Source organism: Streptomyces sp. 2114.4, assembly GCF_900187385.1.
Taxonomy (GTDB): domain Bacteria; phylum Actinomycetota; class Actinomycetes; order Streptomycetales; family Streptomycetaceae; genus Streptomyces; species Streptomyces mooreae.
Genome location: NZ_FYEY01000001.1, coordinates 1378387 through 1400963, shown reverse-complemented (window position 1 = coordinate 1400963; position 22577 = coordinate 1378387). Strand labels below are relative to the sequence as shown.

20 protein-coding genes, 1 tRNA gene and 3 pseudogenes are annotated in these 22577 nt (G+C 70.8%); 17 read left to right on the top strand and 7 right to left on the bottom strand.

Features of this window, described 5'->3' with window-relative positions; translation table 11 throughout:
* Positions 1–31 precede the first annotated feature (31 nt).
* A complete protein-coding gene (rox, locus tag CFW40_RS06105; protein WP_088796815.1) occupies positions 32–1468 on the bottom strand; it encodes a rifampin monooxygenase in 1437 nt (478 codons plus the stop codon).
* Positions 1469–1792: 324 nt separating this feature from the next.
* Between rox and CFW40_RS37845 the strand changes: the two are divergent.
* A pseudogene (locus CFW40_RS37845) lies at positions 1793–1867 on the top strand (ATP-binding protein); the annotation flags it as partial.
* A 97-nt stretch (positions 1868–1964) separates the two neighbouring features.
* On the opposite strand, the pseudogene CFW40_RS06100 reads toward CFW40_RS37845, so the two are convergent.
* Positions 1965–2260 (bottom strand): annotated as a pseudogene (locus CFW40_RS06100) (MFS transporter); the annotation flags it as partial.
* A 209-nt stretch (positions 2261–2469) separates the two neighbouring features.
* Between CFW40_RS06100 and CFW40_RS36560 the strand changes: the two are divergent.
* Complete coding sequence (locus CFW40_RS36560; protein WP_143034584.1) at positions 2470–2835, top strand: hypothetical protein; 366 nt, start codon at positions 2470–2472, stop codon at positions 2833–2835.
* Positions 2836–3047: 212 nt separating this feature from the next.
* Here CFW40_RS36560 and CFW40_RS06095 read toward each other — a convergent pair whose 3' ends face one another.
* Both CFW40_RS06095 and CFW40_RS06090 read right to left on the bottom strand, forming a co-directional pair.
* Positions 3048–3641: a hypothetical protein gene (locus CFW40_RS06095; RefSeq protein ID WP_088796814.1), complete on the bottom strand. Its 594-nt coding sequence runs from the start codon at positions 3639–3641 to the stop codon at positions 3048–3050.
* 111 nt (positions 3642–3752) lie between these two features.
* Entirely contained in the window at positions 3753–4799 is a 1047-nt protein-coding gene (locus CFW40_RS06090) for an LPXTG cell wall anchor domain-containing protein (RefSeq protein ID WP_088796813.1), read from the bottom strand.
* A 513-nt stretch (positions 4800–5312) separates the two neighbouring features.
* Here CFW40_RS06090 and argC point away from each other — a divergent pair.
* From argC to CFW40_RS06060, 6 genes are all read left to right on the top strand, one after another.
* A complete protein-coding gene (gene argC, locus CFW40_RS06085; protein WP_088796812.1) occupies positions 5313–6341 on the top strand; it encodes an N-acetyl-gamma-glutamyl-phosphate reductase in 1029 nt (342 codons plus the stop codon).
* Between the two features lie 70 nt (positions 6342–6411).
* Positions 6412–7590, top strand: coding sequence for a bifunctional glutamate N-acetyltransferase/amino-acid acetyltransferase ArgJ (argJ, locus tag CFW40_RS06080; RefSeq protein WP_088796811.1), 1179 nt, complete (start codon positions 6412–6414; stop codon positions 7588–7590).
* A 64-nt stretch (positions 7591–7654) separates the two neighbouring features.
* Entirely contained in the window at positions 7655–8572 is a 918-nt protein-coding gene (gene argB / locus CFW40_RS06075) for an acetylglutamate kinase (protein ID WP_088801934.1), read from the top strand.
* A complete protein-coding gene (locus CFW40_RS06070) occupies positions 8569–9804 on the top strand; it encodes an acetylornithine transaminase (protein WP_088796810.1) in 1236 nt (411 codons plus the stop codon). The genes argB and CFW40_RS06070 overlap by 4 nt, the downstream gene beginning before the upstream one ends.
* An 8-nt stretch (positions 9805–9812) precedes the next feature.
* Complete coding sequence (locus CFW40_RS06065) at positions 9813–10370, top strand: arginine repressor (RefSeq protein ID WP_030987163.1); 558 nt, start codon at positions 9813–9815, stop codon at positions 10368–10370.
* 252 nt (positions 10371–10622) lie between these two features.
* Positions 10623–11744, top strand: coding sequence for a mechanosensitive ion channel family protein (locus CFW40_RS06060; protein ID WP_088796809.1), 1122 nt, complete (start codon positions 10623–10625; stop codon positions 11742–11744).
* A gap of 172 nt (positions 11745–11916) precedes the next feature.
* On the opposite strand, the gene CFW40_RS06055 is transcribed toward CFW40_RS06060, so the two are convergent.
* Both CFW40_RS06055 and CFW40_RS06050 read right to left on the bottom strand, forming a co-directional pair.
* A complete protein-coding gene (locus CFW40_RS06055) occupies positions 11917–12105 on the bottom strand; it encodes a hypothetical protein (protein ID WP_088796808.1) in 189 nt (62 codons plus the stop codon).
* The gene (locus CFW40_RS06050) at positions 12102–12425 is read right to left on the bottom strand and encodes an ATP-binding protein (protein ID WP_256331574.1); all 324 of its coding nucleotides are present in this window, start codon (positions 12423–12425) and stop codon (positions 12102–12104) included. Before CFW40_RS06050 ends, CFW40_RS06055 begins: the two co-directional genes overlap by 4 nt.
* Before the next feature lie 266 nt (positions 12426–12691).
* Between CFW40_RS06050 and CFW40_RS06045 the strand changes: the two genes are divergently transcribed.
* The 3 genes and pseudogenes from CFW40_RS06045 to CFW40_RS06035 all read left to right on the top strand — a co-directional run bounded on the left by CFW40_RS06045 (position 12692) and on the right by CFW40_RS06035 (position 14503).
* Complete coding sequence (locus CFW40_RS06045; protein WP_305523602.1) at positions 12692–13591, top strand: hypothetical protein; 900 nt, start codon at positions 12692–12694, stop codon at positions 13589–13591.
* Positions 13525–13941, top strand: a pseudogene (locus CFW40_RS06040) (GNAT family N-acetyltransferase); the annotation flags it as partial. The gene CFW40_RS06045 and the pseudogene CFW40_RS06040, both read left to right, overlap by 67 nt.
* Before the next feature lie 79 nt (positions 13942–14020).
* Positions 14021–14503 (top strand): SAM-dependent methyltransferase, encoded by a 483-nt coding sequence (locus CFW40_RS06035; protein WP_088796807.1) that lies wholly within the window; start codon positions 14021–14023, stop codon positions 14501–14503.
* Between the two features lie 105 nt (positions 14504–14608).
* Here CFW40_RS06035 and CFW40_RS06030 read toward each other — a convergent pair.
* Positions 14609–14682 (bottom strand) — tRNA-Pro (locus CFW40_RS06030).
* A gap of 142 nt (positions 14683–14824) precedes the next feature.
* Here CFW40_RS06030 and CFW40_RS06025 point away from each other — a divergent pair.
* The 6 genes from CFW40_RS06025 to CFW40_RS06000 all read left to right on the top strand — a co-directional run bounded on the left by CFW40_RS06025 (position 14825) and on the right by CFW40_RS06000 (position 22533).
* On the top strand, positions 14825–15202 hold the full coding sequence (locus tag CFW40_RS06025) for a DUF488 domain-containing protein (RefSeq protein WP_176956561.1): 378 nt from the start codon (positions 14825–14827) through the stop codon (positions 15200–15202).
* Positions 15203–15319: 117 nt separating this feature from the next.
* On the top strand, positions 15320–16513 hold the full coding sequence (locus tag CFW40_RS06020; RefSeq protein ID WP_088796805.1) for an argininosuccinate synthase: 1194 nt from the start codon (positions 15320–15322) through the stop codon (positions 16511–16513).
* Between the two features lie 117 nt (positions 16514–16630).
* Positions 16631–18073, top strand: coding sequence for an argininosuccinate lyase (gene argH / locus CFW40_RS06015; RefSeq protein WP_088796804.1), 1443 nt, complete (start codon positions 16631–16633; stop codon positions 18071–18073).
* A gap of 131 nt (positions 18074–18204) precedes the next feature.
* Entirely contained in the window at positions 18205–18756 is a 552-nt protein-coding gene (locus CFW40_RS06010) for a TetR/AcrR family transcriptional regulator (RefSeq protein WP_088796803.1), read from the top strand.
* A complete protein-coding gene (locus CFW40_RS06005) occupies positions 18753–20297 on the top strand; it encodes an MFS transporter (protein ID WP_088796802.1) in 1545 nt (514 codons plus the stop codon). The genes CFW40_RS06010 and CFW40_RS06005 overlap by 4 nt, the downstream gene beginning before the upstream one ends.
* A 265-nt stretch (positions 20298–20562) precedes the next feature.
* Positions 20563–22533 (top strand): bifunctional UDP-sugar hydrolase/5'-nucleotidase, encoded by a 1971-nt coding sequence (locus CFW40_RS06000; protein ID WP_088796801.1) that lies wholly within the window; start codon positions 20563–20565, stop codon positions 22531–22533.
* The last annotated feature ends 44 nt before the right edge of the window (positions 22534–22577 follow it).

The window sequence follows — 22577 nt, the reverse complement described above, 5'->3', positions numbered from 1 at the left end:
GCCCCAAGACCCTCTCGGCTCACCGCCTTGCTCAGCCGGCCGCAGCGCCGAACCACCGGGGCAGCCGGCGGAGCAGATCCTGCTGCTCGTCACCCACCCACGCCACATGGCCGTCCGGCCGCAGCAGCACCGCGGGCACGTCCAGTTCCTCACTGGCATCGATGACGTGGTCGACCCGGTCCGCCCAGCCCGCCACCGAGAGCCGACCGGTCCGGTCGAGCAGCAGTCCGCGGCCGCCGTGCATCAGCTCGTAGAGGCGCCCCTGCTTCAGCTGGACGTCCCGCAGCCGCCGGCCGAGCAGTTCGTGGCCCTCGCCGACGTCGTAGCGGACCCCGACCGCGGTGATCATCCCGGTCACGTACCGGTTCACCTCCTCGAAGTCCATCAGCTTCGAGAACAGTCCCCGCAGTGCGGTCGCCCCCGGATCGGTCCCCAGCAGCGTCATCTGCGCGCGGGTGCTGTCCAGTACGGCGGCGCCCACCGGGTGCCGTTCGGCGTGGTAGCTGTCCAGCAGCCCCTCCGGCGCCCAGCCACCGATCTCGGCCGCCAGCTTCCAGCCGAGGTTGAAGGCGTCCTGCACGCCGAGGTTGAGCCCCTGCCCGCCGGTCGGCGGGTGGATGTGCGCCGCGTCGCCGGCCAGCAGGACCCGGCCCACCCGATACCGCTCCGCCTGCCGGGTGGCGTCGCCGAACCGGGACAGCCAGCGCGGCGAGTGCACCCCGAAATCGGTGCCCGCGGTCGCCCGCAACTGCTGCTTGAACTCCTCCAGGGTCGGCGCGGTCGCCCGGTCCTCGGCCACCCCGTCGGCGGGCACGATGACGCGGCACACCCCGTCCTCCGTGGGGGCGACGCCGAACCGCAGCTGGGTCTTGCGTACGTCCTCGACGACGGCGGCGATCGTCGCCGGATCCTCGGCCACCTCCATCTCACCCAGCAGCGTCTCGACGGTGGCGGGCTCACCGGGGAAACCGACCCCGAGCAGCTTGCGCACCGCACTGCGACCGCCGTCGCACCCGACGACGTAACGCGCACGCAGGTGCGTGCCGTGGCCCCCACTCGCCGGCTCGACGGTCACCCCGTCCTCGTCCTGGCTCAGCCCGACCACTTCGCAGCCGCGCCGGATCTCGGTACCGAGTTCGACGGCACGCTCGTTGAGCAGCCGCTCGGTGACCGGCTGCGGGACGGCGAGGGCGTACGGGTGAGCCGTGTCCAGCCGGTCCGGCCACGCCTTCATGATGCCGCCGAAAAGCCCGCCGGCCCGGAACTTCTCACTGACCGCGAGGAACCGGTCCAGCAGGCCGCGTTGGTCCATCAGCTCGACGCTGCGCGCGTGGAGCCCCTGCCCGCGGGACTCCCCGGTCGGCCCGGCCAGCTTCTCCAGCACGACCACCCGCACGCCGTGCAGCCGCAGCTCACAGGCCAGCATCAACCCGGTCGGCCCGCCGCCGACCACGATCACGTCAATCATCAATACGCCCCGTTCCATGAGAGGTGATGTCGGCCGGCCGCCCCGCGCCGTCCGGCGGCCGGACGGCCCCCACACAACCCATGCGTCGGCATGCGTCGGCACGCAGCGGCATGTGTCGACATGCATCGACATCGACAAACGCCGGCAACAGCCCACGTACCTCGCACATCTGCGATATGCGCAGGTCCTGGCCTTGGCCGAACATTCTGCGGCACCTCCCGGCCCTTGCCGCAAGCCCCCCGGTGCGCTATAGCTTGAGAGTGGCAAGGAGTGCGTAACCTCCTTGCCTTCGCTATTTGTTGCCGGTGCCGGCCGTGAACGGTGGCCGAGGTCGTCGACACCACGCACCGCACGCCCGCCCAGGCCGCCCTGCAGATCGCGGAGGCCGCCAAGAGCTGAGGTCCGCCCGCTGGGGTGGCGGGCCTCCCGGGCCTCCCGGGCTTCCCGGGCCTCCCGAGCTGGTGCTCCCGTTTTCGGTGCAGCGGTACGGGCGTTCTCACCGCCGCCGGGCGGACACTCGCCCACCGACGAGCACCGCGCAGGCCCCGCACGTCAGCAGCCCGCCGGCGAGAAAGGTGCCCTGCACATCGGCCGACGGCAGGATCAGCCCCCCGAGCGCGGCGCCCGCCGCGATACCGGCGTTGTAGGAACCGGAGTTCGCCGCAAGTGCGAGATCCGTGCGGCCCGGTGCGCAGCGCAGCATCGCGTGCTGGTAGCCATGAACACCGGCCCGAGCGCACCGCCCATCAGCACCAGGAACACCACCGCCGCCACTGGATCGGTGCCGGCCGCCCCAGCCTTGGAACAACGGTGCCGCTCCTCTGCGCACCATGCTCACCGGGCGGCGCGACATCGAACGCCAGGGGGTCAAATGCGGCATGTGGAACAGGCCAAGTATCGAGGAAATATCGGACACTCTTCCTCGCGGGGTCTTACCGAAGTGGACCCCCGCCCCCAACCATGGCCGCGTGCATGCCTGCTTCCTGCGAGGGGGAGAAATCATGAGATTCCACGCAAAGATCACTGCGGCTGCCATGAGTGTGTCCGCACTGACCATGGGCTTCTTCACCGCTGCGGTCCCTGCCGCGTCCGCAGTAGTCCACAAGAGCAACCCCCGTCCCGCTGGCGAGGTCGCTGCTGCGTGGACCCGGACCACCACACCGAGCTCTGCCCCGATCAGAGAGTGTTACGCGTCCTCGTGTGACGTGGTGATACGGACGGACCCTGGCTCCTGGGTGTACTGGAGTCACTACGCATACAACAGTTCCGGCAACCGCTGGTACTACGTCAGGTACACGGCCGGCAACGGTACCCCCCACGACTTCTACGGCTGGGTCTACTGCGGCAACGTCACCGCTCCCTGCTGAGCACCTCCGACTGAGCACCGGCCCGCGATGGCGATTCAACGATCATCGCAATGCGGGGTTTGGTGAAGTCGTTCTTCAGCTGGTCGGCGAAGCGTTCGGCTGGGGTGCCCCAGCCGAAGGTCTACCTGTCGGAGCTTTGGTGGCGGATCTTGAGAGGCCTACAGGAGGCCGCCGCCGTCGGGGCGCGACGGCGGCACCCCCCCCCGTGGGTTTCAGCCCTTGCGGGGATAGAAAGCGCCGACCTCGTCGACCTCGGCCGTGCAGTCCGTGTCACGGTAGCGGTCGGTGAAGGCGCCGGTGATGCCGGTGAACGCGTCGTACGCCTGGTCCAGGGGCAGGTCCTTGCTCACCCTGAACCGCAGCTGCGCGTGGACGGACTCGCGGGGCTTCAGCGTCTTCGGGCCGGGGAGGGTGCCGCGGGCCTTTCCATCGGCCTGGCGCAGCGTCTTCCAGGCGTGCTGCGTGGTGTCCCAGTACTGCAGATCGCCGTACGGGCTCAGGTCGCGCTCGCCCTCGTTGTAGATGTAGCTGCCCAGCTTGGCGCTGAGTTCGAACGACTTCAGCTCCTTCGCCGAGGCATTGGTGAGTGTGGCGGTGTAGGTCGTCCACTGAGTGCCGAGAGCGATCGACTTGGGTATGCCGAACGAGCGGCCGACTAAGGTGTTGTGCTGCTGCCCGGTGTCGAGGTCGGAGCACTTCGGGAGCTTCGCGGCAGGGGCCGCCTGGGCGGCGGGCGCGGCGGCCATCGCCACGGGGAGCAGGGCGACCGTCGCGGCCGAGACCGACAGGGCGCGGCGCAGTTTCATGAAGATCTCTTTCCTGGTTCGTCGGACCCCTGGAGCCTTCGTTTCCCGTGTCATCGGGTGCCAAGGCCGTGAGTTCTTGGGGTAACAGGTTCTCGGAGAAGTGGTGGGGGCTTACGCGGTGACGTCCGTGGCGCCCGGACCGGCGAGGCCCTTCCGGCGGCGTACGCCGATGACCGCACCCGCGCCGATCACCATCGCGGCTCCGCCGGCGAGAGCGATCGGCGGGAGCGCCGACGAGGAGCCGGTCGCGGCGAGCTCGCCGCCGCCCTGCGGGCTGAGGCCACCGGTGGAACCGGAACAACCCGTACCGCCGCCGGACGCGGCGCTCTGTCCGGGCGCGGCCGTGCCACCCGGCTCGCCCGGCTTGTCGGCCGGGGGCTGTGTCGGCTTCGCGCCCGCGCGCAGGATGGTGAAGTCGTACCAGGCTTCCTTGGCCGAGCCACAGGAACCGTCGCGGTTGCGGTAGTCGCCGGCGGCGAGCGCGTATCCGGCGCCGGGCTTGGCGTCCTTGACCGCGTGGGTGCGCAGCTGCAGCGTGATGCTGCTGTGCGGACCGATGGCGAAGAAGCCGAACAGGTCCTCGGGCAGGGCGTCGTGGAAGGTCTTCCACTTCCCTGTCTTGGCGTCCCGGTACTCGGTCTCCAGCTCCCAGTACGGCCGGTCGACATCTTGGGCGGAGGACACGAGCAGAGAGGGCTGGACCTCCTCCAGGGACTTGCCGGTGGTGTTGGTGAGCGTCATGGTGAAGGGGGTCCAGGCGCCGCCCGCAGTCAGCTGGCGCGGCAGCCCGTGCACTGCCGCCTGCAACTGGTCGGACTCGAACGCGCAGGACTGACCCGCACCGTCGGAGTCACCGGCGTCCTTGCCTCCATCGGTGGCACCTTTAGCGCCGGTGGTCGCCTTATGGGGCCCTTCGGCGGTCCCGGCGGCTTTCGGCAGCTTCCCCGGGGCGTGCCCCGTTCCGCCGTCGTTCGTGGCGGAGGCCGCCGGCTGGTCCGCCGGTGTTGCGGCACCGGGGGAGTCGGGAGAAGCAGGCGTGCGGGGACCGGTCCCGGACACCGGCTCCGTTGCGAACGCGGCGGCGGGCGCGGTCAGTACGGCAACGGGCGCTAATACGGCAGCCGCTGCGGCGGCCGTCAGGGCGCGGCGAATCTTCATTCAGCAGACCTCTCGTATCCCACGTGCCGCCTGGGCGGCACAGGTTGACGTGCGGCATGTTCAGGCCGTGCATGACTCATGCTGTGCGGGAGTGCGCATGCAGATGCACACATGCGCACCCTTGCGCCCCATATAAGAGGACTCGCGCTGCGACGAGGTTCCACACTCAAGTCACTGAAGTGGCGCATATGGTGGGAGGTGTCCTGGATTTCCGCCAGGGTCCGTCTTTAAAGATCATCGAGTGGTGGGCCGTGGTGGTCGGCTCCACCGTCGTCCGCGTCCGCCGGCAGGCCCTCGCCGCCGGCCGGCGGCCACTGTGCGTGAGTGTGGTGGCGAGGCGGTCCGACGCGGTGGAAGTGGCTGAAAGGAATGGGTCGGCATGGTGGTCGACCTTGAGTGCGGTCGGTGTCGCAGCCATGACGCGAGGCGAGAAGGGCGGCGCGGCCGTCCCCTCGGGCCATTGCATAAAACTGCCACTATCCGTATAGTCATGCCATCAGGGAGGAGAGGTCCATGACGGTACGAGCAGCAGTGGCCGGGGCGAGCGGGTATGCGGGCGGTGAAGTGCTGCGCCTGCTTCTGGGGCACCCGGAGGTAGAGATCGGGGCGCTGACCGGGCACTCCAACGCCGGGCAGCGCCTGGGCGGGCTGCAGCCGCATCTGGGCCCGCTGGCCGACCGGGAGCTCCAGCCGACCTCCGCCGAGGTGCTGGCCGGGCACGACGTCGCCTTTCTCGCGCTGCCGCACGGCCAGTCCGCCGCGGTCGCCGAGGAGCTGGGGCCGGATGTGCTGGTCGTGGACTGCGGCGCCGACTTCCGGCTCAGCGACTCCGCCGACTGGGAGGCCTTCTACGGCTCGGCCCACGCCGGCACCTGGCCGTACGGCCTCCCGGAGCTGCCCGGGGGGCGCGCCGCGCTCCAGGGGACCCGGCGCATCGCGGTCCCGGGCTGCTACCCCACCGCCGTCTCGCTCGCCCTGTTCCCCGCCTACGCGGACCGGCTCGCCGAGCCCGAGGCCGTGATCGTCGCGGCCACCGGCACCTCCGGCGCCGGCAAGGCCCTCAAGCCGCAGCTGCTGGGCTCCGAGGTCATGGGCTCGATGAGCCCGTACGGCGTCGGCGGCGGACACCGGCACACCCCCGAGATGATCCAGAACCTGAGCGCGGTGGCCGGCGAGCGGATCAGCGTCTCCTTCACCCCGACCCTGGCCCCCATGTCGCGCGGCATCCTCGCCACCTGCTCGGCGAAGGCGAAGCCCGGCGTGGACGCCGCCGCCGTCCGCGCCGCGTACGAGAAGGCGCTGGCCGACGAGCCGTTCCTGCGGCTGCTGCCCGAGGGCCAGTGGCCGTCGACCGCCGCCGTGTACGGGTCCAACACCGCCCAGGTCCAGGTGACGCTGGACGCCGCGGCCGGCCGGATCATCGCGATCAGCGCCCTCGACAACCTCACCAAGGGGACCGCGGGCGGCGCGGTGCAGAGCATGAACATCGCCCTCGGCCTCCCCGAGGAGACGGGACTTTCGAAGGTCGGGGTGGCTCCGTGACACGGACGGACCCGGGGCAGCACAGCGTGACCGGCGGGGCGGCCGGCGAAGCGACGGAGGAGAAGAAGCAGTGAGCGTCACGGCAGCACAAGGGTTCACGGCGGCGGGCATCGCCGCCGGGATCAAGGAGAACGGCAACCCGGACCTCGCCCTCGTGGTGAACAACGGGCCGCGACTGGCCGCCGCAGGTGTCTTCACCTCCAACCGCGTCAAGGCCGCACCGGTCGTCTGGTCCGAGCAGGTCCTCAAGGGCGGCACGGTCTCCGCCGTCGTCCTCAACTCCGGTGGCGCCAACGCCTGTACGGGCCCGCTCGGCTTCCAGGACACCCACGCCACCGCGGAGAAGGCCGCCGAGGTGCTGGGGCACAACGCCGGCGAGGTGGCGATCGCCTCCACCGGACTGATCGGCCTGCGGCTTCCGATGGACAAGCTGCTGCCCGGAGTCGAGCGCGCCGCGGCGGAGCTGACCGGGCACGGCGGCGAGAAGGCCGCCATCGCCATCAAGACCACCGACAGCGTGCACAAGACCGCCCAGGTCACGGTGGGGGGCACCACCGGGCCGGAGGCCGGTGGAGGCTGGACCGTCGGCGGGATGGCCAAGGGCGCCGGCATGCTCGCCCCGGGCCTGGCCACCATGCTCGTCGTGCTGACCACCGACGCCGATCTGCCGGCCGCCGCCCTCGACACGGCACTGCGCGACGCGACCCGCACCACCTTCGACCGGGTCGACTCCGACGGCTGTATGTCGACCAACGACACGGTGCTGCTGCTCGCCTCGGGCGCCTCCGGCGTCGTACCGGACACCGCGGAGTTCGCCGAGGCGGTGCGCACGGTCTGCGCCGACCTGGCCCGGCAGCTGATCGGGGACGCCGAGGGCGCCAGCAAGGACATCCGGATCGAGGTCGTGGGCGCGGCCAGCGAGGACGACGCGGTCGAGGTCGGCCGCTCCATCGCCCGCAACAACCTCCTCAAGTGCGCCATCCACGGCGAGGACCCCAACTGGGGCCGGGTGCTCTCCGCCATCGGCACCACCTCCGCCGTCTTCGAGCCCGACCAGCTCAATGTCGCCATCAACGACGTCTGGGTCTGCAAGAACGGCTCGGTGGGCGAGGACCGCGACCTGGTCGACATGCGCTACCGGGAGGTACGCATCACCGCCGACCTCGCGGCCGGCACCGAGTCCGCGGTCATCTGGGCCAACGACCTGACCGCCGACTACGTCCACGAGAACAGCGCGTACTCCTCATGAGCGAGCGCATCCATCACCGGTGCGTGCCGGGCTCCCGGCACGCACCCAGAAGCGAGGCCGCAGCATGAGTACCCGCAAGCACACCGCGCTCCCCAAGGCCCGGACCCTCATCGAGGCGCTGCCCTGGCTGACCCGGCACCACGGCAAGACCGTCGTCATCAAGTTCGGCGGCAACGCCATGGTCGACGAAGAGCTCAAGCGCGCCTTCGCCCAGGACGTGGTCTTCCTGCGGCACGCCGGACTGCGCCCCGTCGTCGTGCACGGCGGCGGCCCGCAGATCAGCGCCCAGCTGGACCTGCTCGGCCTGGAGTCCGAGTTCAAGGGCGGCCTGCGGGTCACCACGCCCGAGGCGATGAACGTCGTCCGGATGGTGCTGGCCGGCCAGGTGCAGCGTGAGCTGGTGGGGCTGCTCAACGAGCACGGCCCGCTCGCCGTCGGCATGACCGGCGAGGACGCGCACCTGATGACCGCGACCAAGCACTTCGCCGACATCGGCGGCGAGCAGGTGGACATCGGCCGGGTCGGCGAGATCACCGGCATCGACCCCGGGGCCGTCCACGCCCTCCTGGACGACGGCCGGATCCCGGTCATCTCCTCGATCGCCCGCAGTAGCGACGAGGAGGATGCCGGCGGTGTCTTCAACGTCAACGCCGACACCGCCGCGGCCGCGCTGGCCGCGGCCCTCGGCGCCGAGACGCTGATGGTGCTCACCGACGTCGAGGGGCTGTACGAGGACTGGCCCCAGAGCGACGAGGTGATCTCCCGCCTCACCGCCACCGAACTGGAGAAGCTGCTGCCCGACCTGGCCAGCGGCATGGTGCCCAAGATGCGGGGCTGTCTGCACGCCGTCCGCAACGGCGTCCACACCGCCCGGGTCATCGACGGGCGGGTCCAGCACTCGATCCTGCTGGAGATCTTCACCGACGAAGGAATCGGCACGATGGTCGTGCCGGACGCGAACACGATCGAGGGGGCGACATGAGCGACGCGGCACACGGCCACGGCCCGGTGACCAACGCGGGCCTCACCGGCCGCTGGCAGGGCGCCATGATGGACAACTTCGGCACTCCCCGCATCCCGCTCGTCCGGGGCGAGGGCGCCAAGGTGTGGGACGCCGACGGCAAGGAGTACCTGGACTTCCTCGGCGGCATCGCGGTCAACGCCCTCGGCCACGCCCACCCCGCGGTGGTCCGCGCCGTCTCCGACCAGGTCGCCACCCTCGGCCACGTCTCGAACTTCTTCGTCACCGAGCCCACCGTGGCCCTCGCCGAGCGCCTGCTCGCGCTGGCCGGACGCCCCGGCCGGGTCTACTTCTCCAACTCCGGAGCCGAGGCCAACGAGGCCGCCTTCAAGATCGGCCGGCTGACCGGGCGCCGCCATATGGTCTCCACGGCCGGCGGTTTCCACGGCCGCACCATGGGCGCCCTCGCCCTCACCGGCCAGCCCGCCAAGCAGGCGCCGTTCGCGCCGCTGCCCGGTGACGTCGACTACGTCCCGTACGGCGACGTCGAAGCGCTCCGGGCCGCCGTCACCACCGACACCGCCTTCGTCATCCTGGAGCCCGTCCAGGGCGAGAACGGCGTCATCGTCCCGCCCCCCGGCTACCTCCGGGCCGCCCGCGAGATCACCGCCGCCACCGGCACCCTGCTGGTCCTGGACGAGATCCAGACCGGCATCGGCCGGACCGGACACTGGCTGGAATCCCAGGCACAGGGCATCGAGGCCGACATCGTCACCCTCGCCAAGGGCCTGGGCGGCGGTCTGCCGATCGGCGCCACGCTGGCCTTCGGCCCGGCCGCCGGCCTGCTCACGCCCGGTTCGCACGGCTCGACCTTCAGCGGCAACCCCGTCGTCTGCGCCGGCGCCCTCGCCGTCCTGGACACCATCGAGGCCGACGGCGTCCTGGAGAACGTCAAGCGGGTCGGCGAGCGGCTGAGGAGCGGAACCGAGGCCCTGGGCCACCCCTTGCTCGGCCAGGTCCGCGGTGCGGGCCTCCTCCTGGGTATCGTCTTGACGGAGCCGCTCGCGCCACAGGTACAGCAGGCGGCTCAGGACGCGGGCCTGCTGGTGAACGCGGTCGCGCCGGACGTCATCCGGCTCGCCCCGCCGCTGATCGTCTCCGACGACGAAGCGGAAGTGTTCCTCCACAAGCTTCCCGGCGTCCTGGACACGGCCCGCCAAGGGGCCGACGGGGAACGACGAGCCGGAGACTGACGACAACGATGAGCGAGCCGCAGGACAACGAGCCGCAGGACAACGAGGCGCAGAACGGCGGCCAGGCCGTACCGCAGACCCGTACCGCCCGCCACCGCCGGATCGTGGACATCCTCAACCGGCTGCCGGTCCGCTCCCAGAGCCAGCTCGCCAAGCTGCTCGCCGACGACGGCCTGTCCGTCACCCAGGCGACGCTCTCGCGCGATCTGGACGAGCTGGGCGCGGTGAAGATCCGCAACACCGGCGGCGAGCTGATCTACGCGGTGCCCAGCGAGGGCGGCGACCGCAAGCCGCGGGCGCCGCTGGGGGAGTCGGCCAAGGAGGAGCGGATGCGCCGCCTCTCCGGCGAACTCCTCATCTCCGCCGAGGCCTCCGCCAACCTCGTGGTCCTGCGTACCCCGCCGGGCGCCGCCCAGTTCCTGGCCTCGGCCATCGACCAGGCCGAACTCCACGACATCCTCGGCACCATCGCGGGCGACGACACCCTGATGCTCATCAGCCGCGACCCCGCAGGCGGCCAGGCCCTCGCCGACCATCTGCTGCGCCTGGCGCAAAAGGCGCACTGACGCCGCTCCCCGCGCCTCTCGACACCCCGGGGAGCGAACCGCCCCGCCCCCGGCGGCGGCCGCGCGCACCATTCCACCCGAGCCACCCGCTGCCTGCCGAACCCCATACGGCAGGATGGCAGTTCGCGCCGGGACGTCCGCGGATGTCCCGGCGCCTTCACAGCCCTAGAGACGAGCAGGTGGCATGGTGACGAGACATCACATCCGGCTGATAGCGAGGCCGCTCCTTCCGGCCGCGGGGGGAGCCGGCCGGTGAACCGCGCTGTGACACTGCACGATCTGATCGTGGCCGGCGCCGCGCTGGCGGCCGGCATCGTGGCCGCCGTTCTGCTGCGGGTGACCCTGCGCTGGCTGGGCAAACACGCCCTCAAAACCCGGTGGAGCGGGGACGACATCCTCGTAGACGCGCTGCGGGCGGTGGTGCCCTGGGCGGCGGTCACTGGCGGCCTGGCGGCGGCGGCCGCGGCGCTGCCGCTGACGGAGACGGTCCAACGCACCGTCAACCGGACGCTGATGGTGCTGCTCATCCTGGTCGTCACGCTCACCGCGGCCCGGGTGATCACCGGAGGGGTGAAGTCCTTCGCCCAGTCCCGGTCCGGGGTGGCCGGATCGGCGACCATCTTCGCCAACATCACCCGCATCATCGTCCTGGCGATGGGTTTCCTGGTCGTCCTGCAGACCCTGGGCATCTCCATCGCCCCGCTGCTCACCGCCCTGGGCGTGGGCGGCCTCGCCGTCGCACTGGCCCTTCAGGACACCCTCGCCAACCTCTTCGCGGGCGTGCACATCCTCGCCTCCAAGACGGTGCAGCCCGGTGACTACATCCGGCTCAGCAGCGGCGAGGAGGGCTACGTCGTCGACGTCAACTGGCGGAACACCGTGGTGCGCCAGCTCTCCAACAACCTGGTGATCATCTCCAACGCCCAGTTGGCCGGCACCAACATGACCAACTTCACCCGCCCGGAACAGAAGCTGACGATCCTGGTGCAGGTGGGCGTCGGCTACGACAGCGACCTCGACCATGTCGAGCGGGTGACCACCGAGGTCGTCGAGAGCGTGATGAAGGACGTCGACGGCGGCGACCCCGACCACGAACCGGCCGTCCGCTTCCACACCTTCGGCGACTCCAGGATCAGCTTCACGGTGATCCTGGGCGTCGGCGAATTCAGCGACCAGTACCGGATCAAGCACGAGTTCATCAAGCGCCTGCACCAGCGCTACCGGGCCGAGGGCATCCGCATCCCCTCCCCGGCCCGGACCGTGGCCCTCCAGAAGCCGGACGAGATCGCGATACCGCACCAGCGGGACCTGTCGGACCAGCGCGATCTCTCGGACCGGCGCGACCTGTCGGGCCCGGTCCCGCCGGTGCCGTAGTCCCGGGCGCGCATTCCGGCCGCGAAACGGCCGCATTCCGGCCGCATTCCGGCCGCGAACCGGCCGCGAACCGGCCGCGAATCGGCCCAGAACCCGGCCGCGCATTCCGGCCGCCCCGCGCGGGTCTTCCCCGCCGGGGCGGCACGGCGTCGCACCATCGCCTCACCTCACCTCAGCCGTCACGCCGCTCCTCGCGCGCCACCAGCACCGTCCGGCCGGGGACCTCGCAGAGCCAGTGGCCCGGCCCGTTGGTCGGCCGCAGCACATAGATGCCCCCGCGTACATCGCTGACGATGCCGGTCCGGCCGGCGCCCTCGTCACGCACCAGATCACCCACCCAGGGCTTTTCCGCATCGGTCACCGGCCGTCCTTCCTGTGCAGTTCGCCCCAGACCCGCTTGCCCCAGCGGAGCCGGTCGCTACCCCAGGCGGCCGTCAGTCCGGCCACCAGCACGAGCCCCCGCCCGCTGTCGTCCTCGTTCCCCGACGCGCGGTGCCGGGGAGGGGCCTTCGACTTGTCCACGACTCCGATCCGTACCGTCGCCGGGCCGGGGCGGCTGACGACCAGCCGGATCACCTCGCTCCGTGCATGCTGCACGGCGTTGGTCACCAACTCGGAGAACACCACGGCCGCGTCGTCGGCCAGTTCCTCCATGTCCCAGGCCGCCAGCGCGGTCCGCACCAGGCGAACGAGCGTCTTGCCGACGCCCTCGGGGAAGCGGGCTTAACCCAGGCCGAGTTGGCCGAGGCGGTGAACGATTACCTGCGCTCGCTCGGCCGGGCGGGCACCGTCAGCGACCGCACCGTGCGCCACTGGCTGACCGGAAAGACCCGGTGGCCGCACCCTCGGCAGCGGGAAGCCTTGGAAGCAGTATTCGGACGTACCGCCGATGAACTGGGCTTCGCCCCTCCGGCGGGCAGACATGTCCCCACAGGACGGAGGATCCCGTGCGCCGCAGGAACTTCCTCACCGCCGCCGGCACGACGGCCGCCACGGTCACCCCCCTGGCCGTCGCCCGGCCGTACGCGGTCGGCACTTCCGACGGGATCCGCCTCCGCAGCGGCCTGGACGCCCTGACCGCCCTGGACGCCTCCAACGGCGGGCACGAGGCCCTGGAGCGGGCCGCCTTGGCGGGTGCTGCGGAAGCGCTGGAGTTGCAGAAGCGGGCGGCGTCCCAGCGCATCCGCCAGCGGCTCTTCAGCGTGGCCGCGAACTACACCGCGTCGGCGGCGTGGTCGGCCGTGGACGCTCGTCAGAGCGACCGTGCGCAAGCTCATCTCAACCGGGCGCTGTACCTGGCGGGCATGGGGAAAGACCCCGTGGCGGAGCTCCGGGTGTGGAACTCACATGCCATGCTCGCGAGCCAGCGCGGGGACTTCTCGCAGGCCGTGGACGCAGGGCAGGCTGCGCAGGCGACTGCCGTCACGCGCCGCGACCCGCTGTTCGCGTCCCTGGCCCACGCGCGCACGGCGATCGGGCACTCGAGCGTCGGGGATCGGCGGGGCGCCCTGCGGTCTTTGGGGTACGCGGAGGAAGCGCTGGCGAAAGCGTCCACGGACGAGCCCCGGCCCTCCTGGGTGGCCTTCTACGGCCCGGCCGAGTTGATGGCCATCACTTCCATCGTCCGGGACGGCATCGGGGACGCGGCGGGCGCCGAGGCGGCGTCACACCGTGCCCTGGCGGCCATCCCGCAGCGGTTCCGCCGGAACCGGGCGCTGACTACCCTCCAGCTCGCCCTGACACAGCTTCACCAACGGGACGAGGAGCAGGCCTGCGCCACGAGTTCCGGCAGAAGTTCCCCTGGTTCGTCGACCACTGGGGCGGACACCCCGAGTTCTCCTGCGTGATCGGGTACGACGGTGACGAGGTGGTGGGCTTCGCCTACGGAGCCCCCGGAGCCGAGGGCCGCGAATGGTGGCGTGAGCACCTGGACCCGGCGCCGGAGCAGAGCCGCACGTTCCATTTCTCGGAACTGATGGTGCGCGAGCGGTGGCGGAAGACGGGCACGTCCGAGCGGCTGCACCGGGCGTTGACGGACGCCGAGGAAGCGGACCTCGCGGCGCTGCTGGTGGACGTGACGCATCCCAAGGTCCAGACCCTGTATGAGTCCTGGGGGTATCAAAAGGTGGGCGAGCGCCAGCCCTTCCCCGACTCCCCGGTGTTTGCGCTGATGGTGGTGGGACTGCCGCTCCCGTGACCCGCCGGCGGCCGTGGAGGGTCGCCCGCCCGCCTGCTTCCCGTACATTTCCGGCCCCCTCCCCGAGGAGTTCCGCCCCATGACAGAAGAGTTCAAGGTCGTGCCCGTCGCCCATGTGGTGGGCGGGCGGGTCGAGCCGACGGATGACTACTGGGGCGGCACCCGCTCCGTCATCCGGATCGACCCGGACCGGTTCACCGAGGAGTCGGTCGTCGGCCTGGAGGCCTTCTCCCACCTGGAGGTCGTCTTCCGCTTCCATCTGACCGACCCCACCGATCTGCCCCCGGAATCCCGGCACCCCCGCGGCAACCCCGACTGGCCGGCCGGTGGCTCCTTCGCCCATCGCAATATGCGCCGGGTGAACTGGCTGGGCGTCTCGCGGTGCCGCCTGGTCGCGGTCGACGGCCTGGATCTGCAGGTGGAGGCGCTGGACGCCGTGGACGGCACACCGGTGCTGGACATCAAGCCGTGGTTCGGCGTGATGGGACCGCAGGGCGAGGTGCGCGAGCCCGCCTGGCCCTCGGAGATGCTGGCCGACTACTACGCCGATCCCCGCGCGTAAGGCACCTGCCCCGCACGTGAGGCACCGCCGAAAACGATCAAGGGCCTTGTTTCCGCCGAAGCGGAAACAAGGCCCTGACCTGGGCTGTAAGCCCTTACTGCACCGTCGGGACGACAGGATTTGAACCTGCGACCCCTTGACCCCCAGTCAAGTGCGCTACCAAGCTGCGCCACGTCCCGGTGCTCGTGCCGGCCGGAGGAATCCCGGCCGAGGCGTGCAGAAGAAAAATACCCTGTCCGGGGCCATGAATCCAAAGCGGGACCCGCAGGGGGTGCTTCCCGGTCACCCGGCGGGACTCCCGTGGTCATGTTTCGATGGGGTATGGGCGAAAAATTCCCCGCGGATGCCCTACGGGTGCGCCGCGTCTATGAGGCGCCGGAGCCGGCGGACGGGGCGCGGGTGCTGGTCGACCGGCTGTGGCCGCGCGGGCTGTCCAAGGCAGATGCGCAGCTCACCGAGTGGTGCAAGGACGTGGCGCCCTCGTCGGAGCTGCGCCGCTGGTTCCATCACGAGGAACCGCGGTTCGCGCAGTTCGCCGAGCGGTACCGCGAGGAGCTGGCGCAAGAGGCGGTGCGGCCGGCGCTGGAGGGGCTGCGGGAGCGGGCCGGGCAGGGGCCGCTGACACTGCTGACGGCCACGAAAGACGTATCGGTGAGCCATGTGAACGTCCTGGTCGAGGTGCTGCAGGAGGGGTCCTGAGGCTCTCGCTGCATCGACGACCCGCCTCGTGACCTGCGTGTTCATCCTCTCGTTGACGAAACATACGGTGGAGTGCATACTTATACCCATCAGCGTATGCACCGTAAGGAGAAACCCGTGACCGAGCGCGTCGTACTCGCCTACTCGGGCGGCCTGGACACCTCTGTCTGCATCGGCTGGATCGCCGAGGAGACGGGCGCCGAGGTCATCGCCGTTGCCGTGGACGTCGGCCAGGGCGGCGAGGACCTGGACGTCATCCGCAAGCGTGCGCTCGACTGCGGTGCGGTCGAGGCCGAGGTCGCGGACGCCAAGGACGAGTTCGCCGACGAGTACTGCCTCCCGGCGATCAAGGCCAATGCCCTGTACATGGACCGCTACCCGCTGGTCTCCGCGCTCTCGCGGCCGACCATCGTCAAGCACCTGGTGGCCGCCGCCAGGAAGCACGGTGCCACCACCGTCGCCCACGGCTGCACCGGCAAGGGCAACGACCAGGTCCGTTTCGAGGCCGGCATCTCCTCCCTCGCCCCCGACCTGAAGTGCATCGCCCCGGTCCGCGACTACGCGATGACCCGGGACAAGGCGATCGCGTTCTGCGAGGAGAAGAACCTCCCGATCGCGACCACCAAGAAGTCGCCGTACTCCATCGACCAGAACGTCTTCGGGCGGGCCGTGGAGACCGGCTTCCTGGAGGACATCTGGAACGCGCCGATCGAGGACGTGTACGAGTACACCGAGAACCCGGCCGTCCAGCGGGAGGCCGACGAGGTCGTCATCACCTTCAAGGAGGGCGTCCCGGTCGCCCTCGACGGCAAGCCCGTCACCGTCCTGCAGGCCATCCAGCAGCTCAACGAGCGGGCCGGCGCCCAGGGCATCGGCCGGATCGACATGGTCGAGGACCGGCTGGTCGGCATCAAGTCCCGCGAGGTGTACGAGGCGCCCGGCGCCATCGCGCTGATCACCGCGCACCAGGAGCTGGAGAACGTCACCGTCGAGCGCGAACTGGCCCGCTACAAGCGGCAGGTCGAGCAGCGCTGGGGCGAGCTGGTCTACGACGGCCTGTGGTTCTCGCCGCTCAAGCGCGCCCTGGAAGGCTTCATCAACGAGGCCAACCAGCAGGTCAGCGGCGACATCCGGATGACCCTGCACGGCGGCCGCGCGGTGGTCACCGGCCGGAAGTCCGACCAGTCGCTCTACGACTTCAACCTCGCGACGTACGACACCGGCGACACCTTCGACCAGTCGCTCTCGAAGGGCTTCATCGAACTCTTCGGGATGTCGAGCAAGATCGCGGCCAAGCGCGACCTGGCCTGAGCCCGTCTCGTTATCTCCGTACGACGGCCCGCGTCCCCGCCCTCGTGGCGGGGGTACCCCCTGGTCCCCGGGACCCAGGGGGAGGTCGCGTATCCGAAGCAGCCTTGAGGAGCAGCAGTGAGCAGCAACAGCGGTGACGTCCGGCTCTGGGGCGGCCGTTTCGCCGATGGACCGGCCGAGGCGCTGGCCCAACTGTCGGCGTCCGTCCACTTCGACTGGCGGCTGGCCCCCTACGACATCGCCGGTTCCCGTGCGCACGCCCGGGTGCTCCACAAGGCCGGGCTGCTCACCGAGGACGAGCTGACCCGCATGCTCGCCGGCCTCGACCGGCTCGCCGCGGACGTCGCCGACGGCTCGTTCACCGGCACCATCGCCGACGAGGACGTCCACACCGCCCTGGAGCGCGGGCTGCTGGAGCGGCTGGGCCCGGACCTGGGTGGCAAGCTGCGGGCCGGCCGGTCGCGCAACGACCAGGTCGCCACGCTCTTCCGGATGTACCTGCGCGACCACGCCCGGATCATCGGCGGGCTGATCGCCGGCCTCCAGGAGGCGCTGGTCTCCCTCGCCGAGACCCACCCGGACGTCGCGATGCCGGGCCGCACCCACCTCCAGCACGCCCAGCCGGTGCTCTTCGCCCACCATGTGCTGGCGCATGTGCAGTCGCTGTCCCGGGACGCGGAACGGCTGCGGCAGTGGGACGACCGCACCGCCGTCTCCCCGTACGGCTCGGGCGCGCTGGCCGGCTCCTCGCTCGGCCTCGACCCGGAGGCGGTCGCGGCCGACCTCGGCTTCGAGCACGGTTCGGCCGGCAACTCCATCGACGGCACGGCCTCCCGTGACTTCGTCGCGGAATTCGCCTTCATCACGGCGATGATCGGGGTGAACCTCTCCCGGATCGCCGAGGAAATCATCCTCTGGAACACGAAGGAGTTCTCCTTCGTCACGCTCCACGACGCCTTCTCGACCGGCTCCTCGATCATGCCGCAGAAGAAGAACCCGGACATCGCGGAGCTGGCGCGGGGCAAGTCGGGGCGTCTCATCGGCAACCTGACCGGTCTGCTGGCGACGCTCAAGGCGCTGCCGCTCGCCTACAACCGTGACCTCCAGGAGGACAAGGAGCCGGTCTTTGACTCCTGTGACCAACTGGAGGTGCTGCTCCCGGCGTTCACCGGCATGATGGCCACGCTGACCGTCAACCGTGAGCGGATGGAGGAGCTGGCCCCGGCCGGGTTCTCGCTGGCCACCGACATCGCGGAGTGGCTGGTCAAGCAGGGTGTGCCGTTCCGGGTGGCGCACGAGGTCGCCGGTGAGTGCGTCAAGGAGTGCGAGGCGCACGGCATCGAGCTGGACCAGCTCACCGACGAGCAGTTCGCCAAGATCTCCCCGCATCTGACCCCCGAGGTCCGCGGGGTCCTCAACGTCCCGGGCGCGCTCGCCTCGCGCGGCGGCCGGGGCGGCACCGCGCCCTCCGCGGTGGCGGTCCAGCTCGCCGAGGTGCGGGCCGATCTGGTGAAGCAGCAGGAGTGGGCGGCGGCCAAGGAGGCCACCGAACTGGCCTAGCGGGAGCCCTCTGGTCACAGGAGTGAGTGACGGCGGCCCGCCCCCGGGAAAGACCCGGGGGCGGGCCGCCGTCGTGCGTGTGACGAGGGTCATGTGAGACATCAACGTCTCATTCAGCTATTGTGTGTCTCATGGCTGTGGACCGTGAACGGGTACTCAAGGAAGCCGCCGCGTTGCTCACGCGCCGGGCATCGACGCCGATGGACGAGATCGCCCGCGCCGCGGGGATCAGCCGCGCGACGCTCCACCGGCACTTCGCCGGCCGGGACGCACTGATCAGGGCGCTGGAGGAGCACGGCATCGCGCAGTTCGTGCAGGCGATGGACGCGGCGCGGCTGGAGGAAGGGGACGCGACCGAGGCACTGCGCCGGCTGATCGCCGAGGCCGAACCGGTCGCCGCCGTCCTGGCCTTCCTCTTCACCGAGAACCAGCTCTTCGAGGACGGCGAGATCAACGCCGGCTGGGCGGAACTGGACGCCCGTATCTCCGCCCTCTTCCGCCGCGGCCAGGAAGAGGGCGACTTCCGCATCGAGCTGAGCGCCGCCTGGCTCACCGAGGCCTTCTACGGCCTGATCGGCGCCGGGGCCTGGGCCGTCCACGAAGGACGGGTCGCCCGCAATGACCTCAACCACTCGATCGCCGAGCTGCTGCTCGGCGGCATCCGACGGAGCATGGAGAAATGACCGAGACCATAGCGTCAGAACCGGCCGGCTCGGCTCATGTGGACGACCAGCCCCGGCCGGGACGCTGGCTCGCACTCGCCGTCCTCGTCCTCGCCGTCCTGCTGGTCGGCGTCGACGCCACGGTCCTCGGCCTCGCCACCCCCTTCCTCAGCGAAGACCTCCGGCCGTCCGGCACGCAGCTGCTGTGGATCGGCGACATCTACTCCTTCGTCATCGCCGGCCTGCTGGTCTCCATGGGCAGCCTCGGCGACCGCATCGGCCGGAAGAAGCTGCTGCTGATCGGCTCGGTCGGCTTCGGCGCCATGTCGGTGCTCGCCGCGTACGCCGCCACCCCGGAGATGATGATCGCCGCCCGTGCGCTGCAGGGCGTGGCCGGCGCCACGCTGATGCCGGCCACCCTGGCGCTCATCCGCAACCTCTTCCACGACCCCAAAGAACGCAGCCTGGCCATCGGCATCTGGGGCGCGATGGCCTCGGCCGGTATGGCGGTGGGGCCGGTCCTCGGCGGCTTTCTGCTGGGGCACTTCTGGTGGGGTTCGGTCTTCCTGATCAACCTGCCGGTGATGGCGCTGCTGGTGGCCGTCGGCGCCCGGGTCATCCCGGAGTCACGTAACCCGGATCCCGGTCCGTGGGACATCCCCAGCGTGCTGCTGGCCCTGGTGGGCATCGTCGCCGTCGTCTACGCCATCAAGGAAGCGGCGGTGGAGGGCTACCGCTGGGACATCGCACTGGCCGCCGTCCTCGGCGTGCTCGCCCTGCTCGTGTTCGTCCGGCGGCAGCTCACCCTCGCCTCGCCGCTGCTGAACATGAAGCTCTTTCACCACCGCGGCTTCTCCGGGGCGGTGCTGGCCGACCTGCTGACCATCCTCGGACTCTCCGGCCTGGTCTTCTTCCTCTCCCAGTTCCTCCAGATGGTGCAGCTGCGCTCGCCGCTCAATGCCGGGCTCACCGAACTCCCGGCCGCGATCGGTGCGGTGGGCGCCGGTCTGGCCGCCGGCTGGGTCGCCCGCCGGCTGTCCGTACGGATCGTGGTGGCCGGCGGCCTCGCCGTGGTCGGCCTCTCGCTCGTCGGCTGCACCACCCTGCACGGCGACACCGGCACCGCCGCCCTGTGCCTGATCCTCTTCGTCGTCGGCATCGGCGCCGGCTTCTCGTTCACCGTCACCGCCGATGTGATCCTCTCCAGCGTCCCCAAGGAGGAGGCGGGAGCCGCCTCCGCGGTCTCCGAGACGGCGTACGAACTGGGCGCCGCCCTCGGCATCGCGCTGCTGGGGTCCATCGTGACCGCCAACTACCGGGGCTTCGCCGCCCCGCCCGGGGTCCCGGCGCCGGCCACTAACGCCGCCCGCGAATCGCTCGGCGGCGCCTTCGAGGCGGCCCGCCACCTCCCCGCCGACCAGGCCGCGGCACTGGTCAAGGCCGCACAGCACTCCTTCGTCGCCGGGGTGGACGCCGCGGCCGCGGTGGGTGCGGCGGTCCTGCTGTCCGCCGCGGTGGCCGCGTGGTTCCTGCTCCGCGGCCAGGAGCTGGCCAACAGCTAGGGGTGTCTCCCGCCCTCCGCAGGCCTGCGAGGCCGGGGGAACATCCCGGGCCGATCCGCCGGACGGCGGGCACCCACCGCGCCTCAGGGCGTGTCCTGTGGATCACGGTGCCGTGCACCGGCCATGATCCACGGGACACGCCCTGGGGGCGACTGTCCCTCGCCTGTTCACGCCCGGTACGTGTGCTGGTGACCGGCCGTCCGGCGCGGCTCGCTTGACTCTCCCGTCGTCCCCCTACGGACGGCTCGTTCAGGAGAGTGACGCAGTGCGCGACATCGGACGACGCTCCTTCATCACCGCCGCGGGGGCCCTGGCCACCGCGAGCGCCATCGGCAGCAACGCCTACGCCACCGACCACGCCCGCGACGCGGCCAGCGCTGACGAATACGTCGACGTCCAGCTCCTCAACATCACCGACCTGCACGGCTATCTGCAGGGCGCCCCGGGCGCCAACTCCCTCATCACCGGTGCCGGCGGAAAGACGTACACGGTGGGTGGCGTGGCCTATATGGCCGCCCACCTGGAGCGGCTGAGAGACGGCCGCGACAACTCGCTCTTCTTCGCCCCCGGCGACCTCTTCTCCGGCTGGGAGTTCGACGCCTCCTCCTTCGCCGACGAGCCCACCATCGAGGCGCTCAACGCCATGGGCCTCGACTTCGCCTCGGCCGGCAACCACGAGTTCGACAAGTCGGCGGCCTTCCTGACCTCGCACATGGGTGACGGCGACGACTTCCCGGTCGTCGGACGGGACGACGACTTCAAGGACTCCACCGGGCGCCGCTTCGAGGGCGCGCAGTTCCCCTACTACAGCGCCAACATGGTCTGGAACGCGACCGGCGAAACCGTACTGGCGCCCTACAACATCGAGTACGTGGACGCCGGCCGGGGCCGCCGGCTGGCGATCGGCTTCATCCATCTGACCGCCATCGGCACCGAGTCGTTCCCCGGCTCCTACCAGCCGGGACTGCGCACCCTGGACGAACTGGAGACCGCCAACCGCTGTGCCGCGGAGCTCAAGAAACGCGGCGTCCATGCGATCGTGCTCAGCATGCACGACGGCGCGGTGGCCGGCAGCGACTTCTCCAGCGGCAAGAACCCCTCGGGACCCGCCTACGAACTGGCGCTGCGCGTCTCGCCCGACATCGATGCCATCGTCACCGGCCACTGGCACTGCGCCTTCACCATGATGCTGCCCGACCCCAACGGCGACCCCCGCCCCTTCGTCGAGGCCGGCTGCTACGGGCAGATCATCAACGAGATCAACCTCCGCCTCGACCCGGACACCGGAGCGGTCATCCGGGAGCTGACCACCTCCACCAACCACCCCAACACCCGCGATGTGACGCCGGACCCCGAGCTGCGCTCGATCGCCGGCTATTGGGCGGACTACGCCTCCCGCCGCGCCCGCACCAAGATCGGCACCCAGACCGCCTCCTTCACCCGCCGCCGCAACGCGCTGGGGGAGTCCACCATGGGCAACCTCGTCGCCGACTGGGCGCTGTGGGCGGGCCGTCAGCCGCACGGCCCGATGGACGACCCCGCCGACCACCCCAACACCCCCGCCGACCTCGCCGTGATCGCGGTCGCCCCGCGCGTCGGCCAGGCGGTGATCGCCGGCGATCTGATCCGCGACCAGGAGACCGACGGCGCCCTCACCTTTGCGCAGGCCTGGAACTCCGTGGGCTTCGGCGACCCGATCCTGACCGTCACCGTCACCGGCCGGCAGATCCATGACGCGCTGGAGGAGCAGTGGGCGCCGACCGCCGGCGGCGGCCTCGGCTTCTCACCGCTCGCGGTCTCCGGGAACGTCCGCTACACCTTCGACGCCGCGGGGCCGGTCGGCCGGCGGATCGACCCCGCCGACGTCTTCATCAACGGCACCGCACTCGACACCGGCCGCCGCTACCGCCTCGCCGCCCCCTCGTACACCCTCATCAACCAGGACGGCTTCAGCGCTTTCACCGGCTTCACCGCACCGGTCCGCCACACCCGCGACTACGAGAGCTTCATCTCCTTCGTCCGTACCAAGAAGCAGCTCACGCCCGCACCGCTGAACCGGGTGCGGGTCAAGAACGCGGAGGTGCCCGGCGCCCGCACCGGCACCATCACCCAGCGCCAGCAACTCCTGCAGGCCGACGGCAGCGTGGTACCGAGGCCCGAGGCGGCGCTGCGCACGGCACTGACCGGCGGAGCCGAGGGCCAGCGAGCCCCCGGCGGCTTCCGGGTGCCCTGCTGACCCGGGGCGGGCCGGGTGCCCGCTGCCCCGGAGCGGAGGCACCA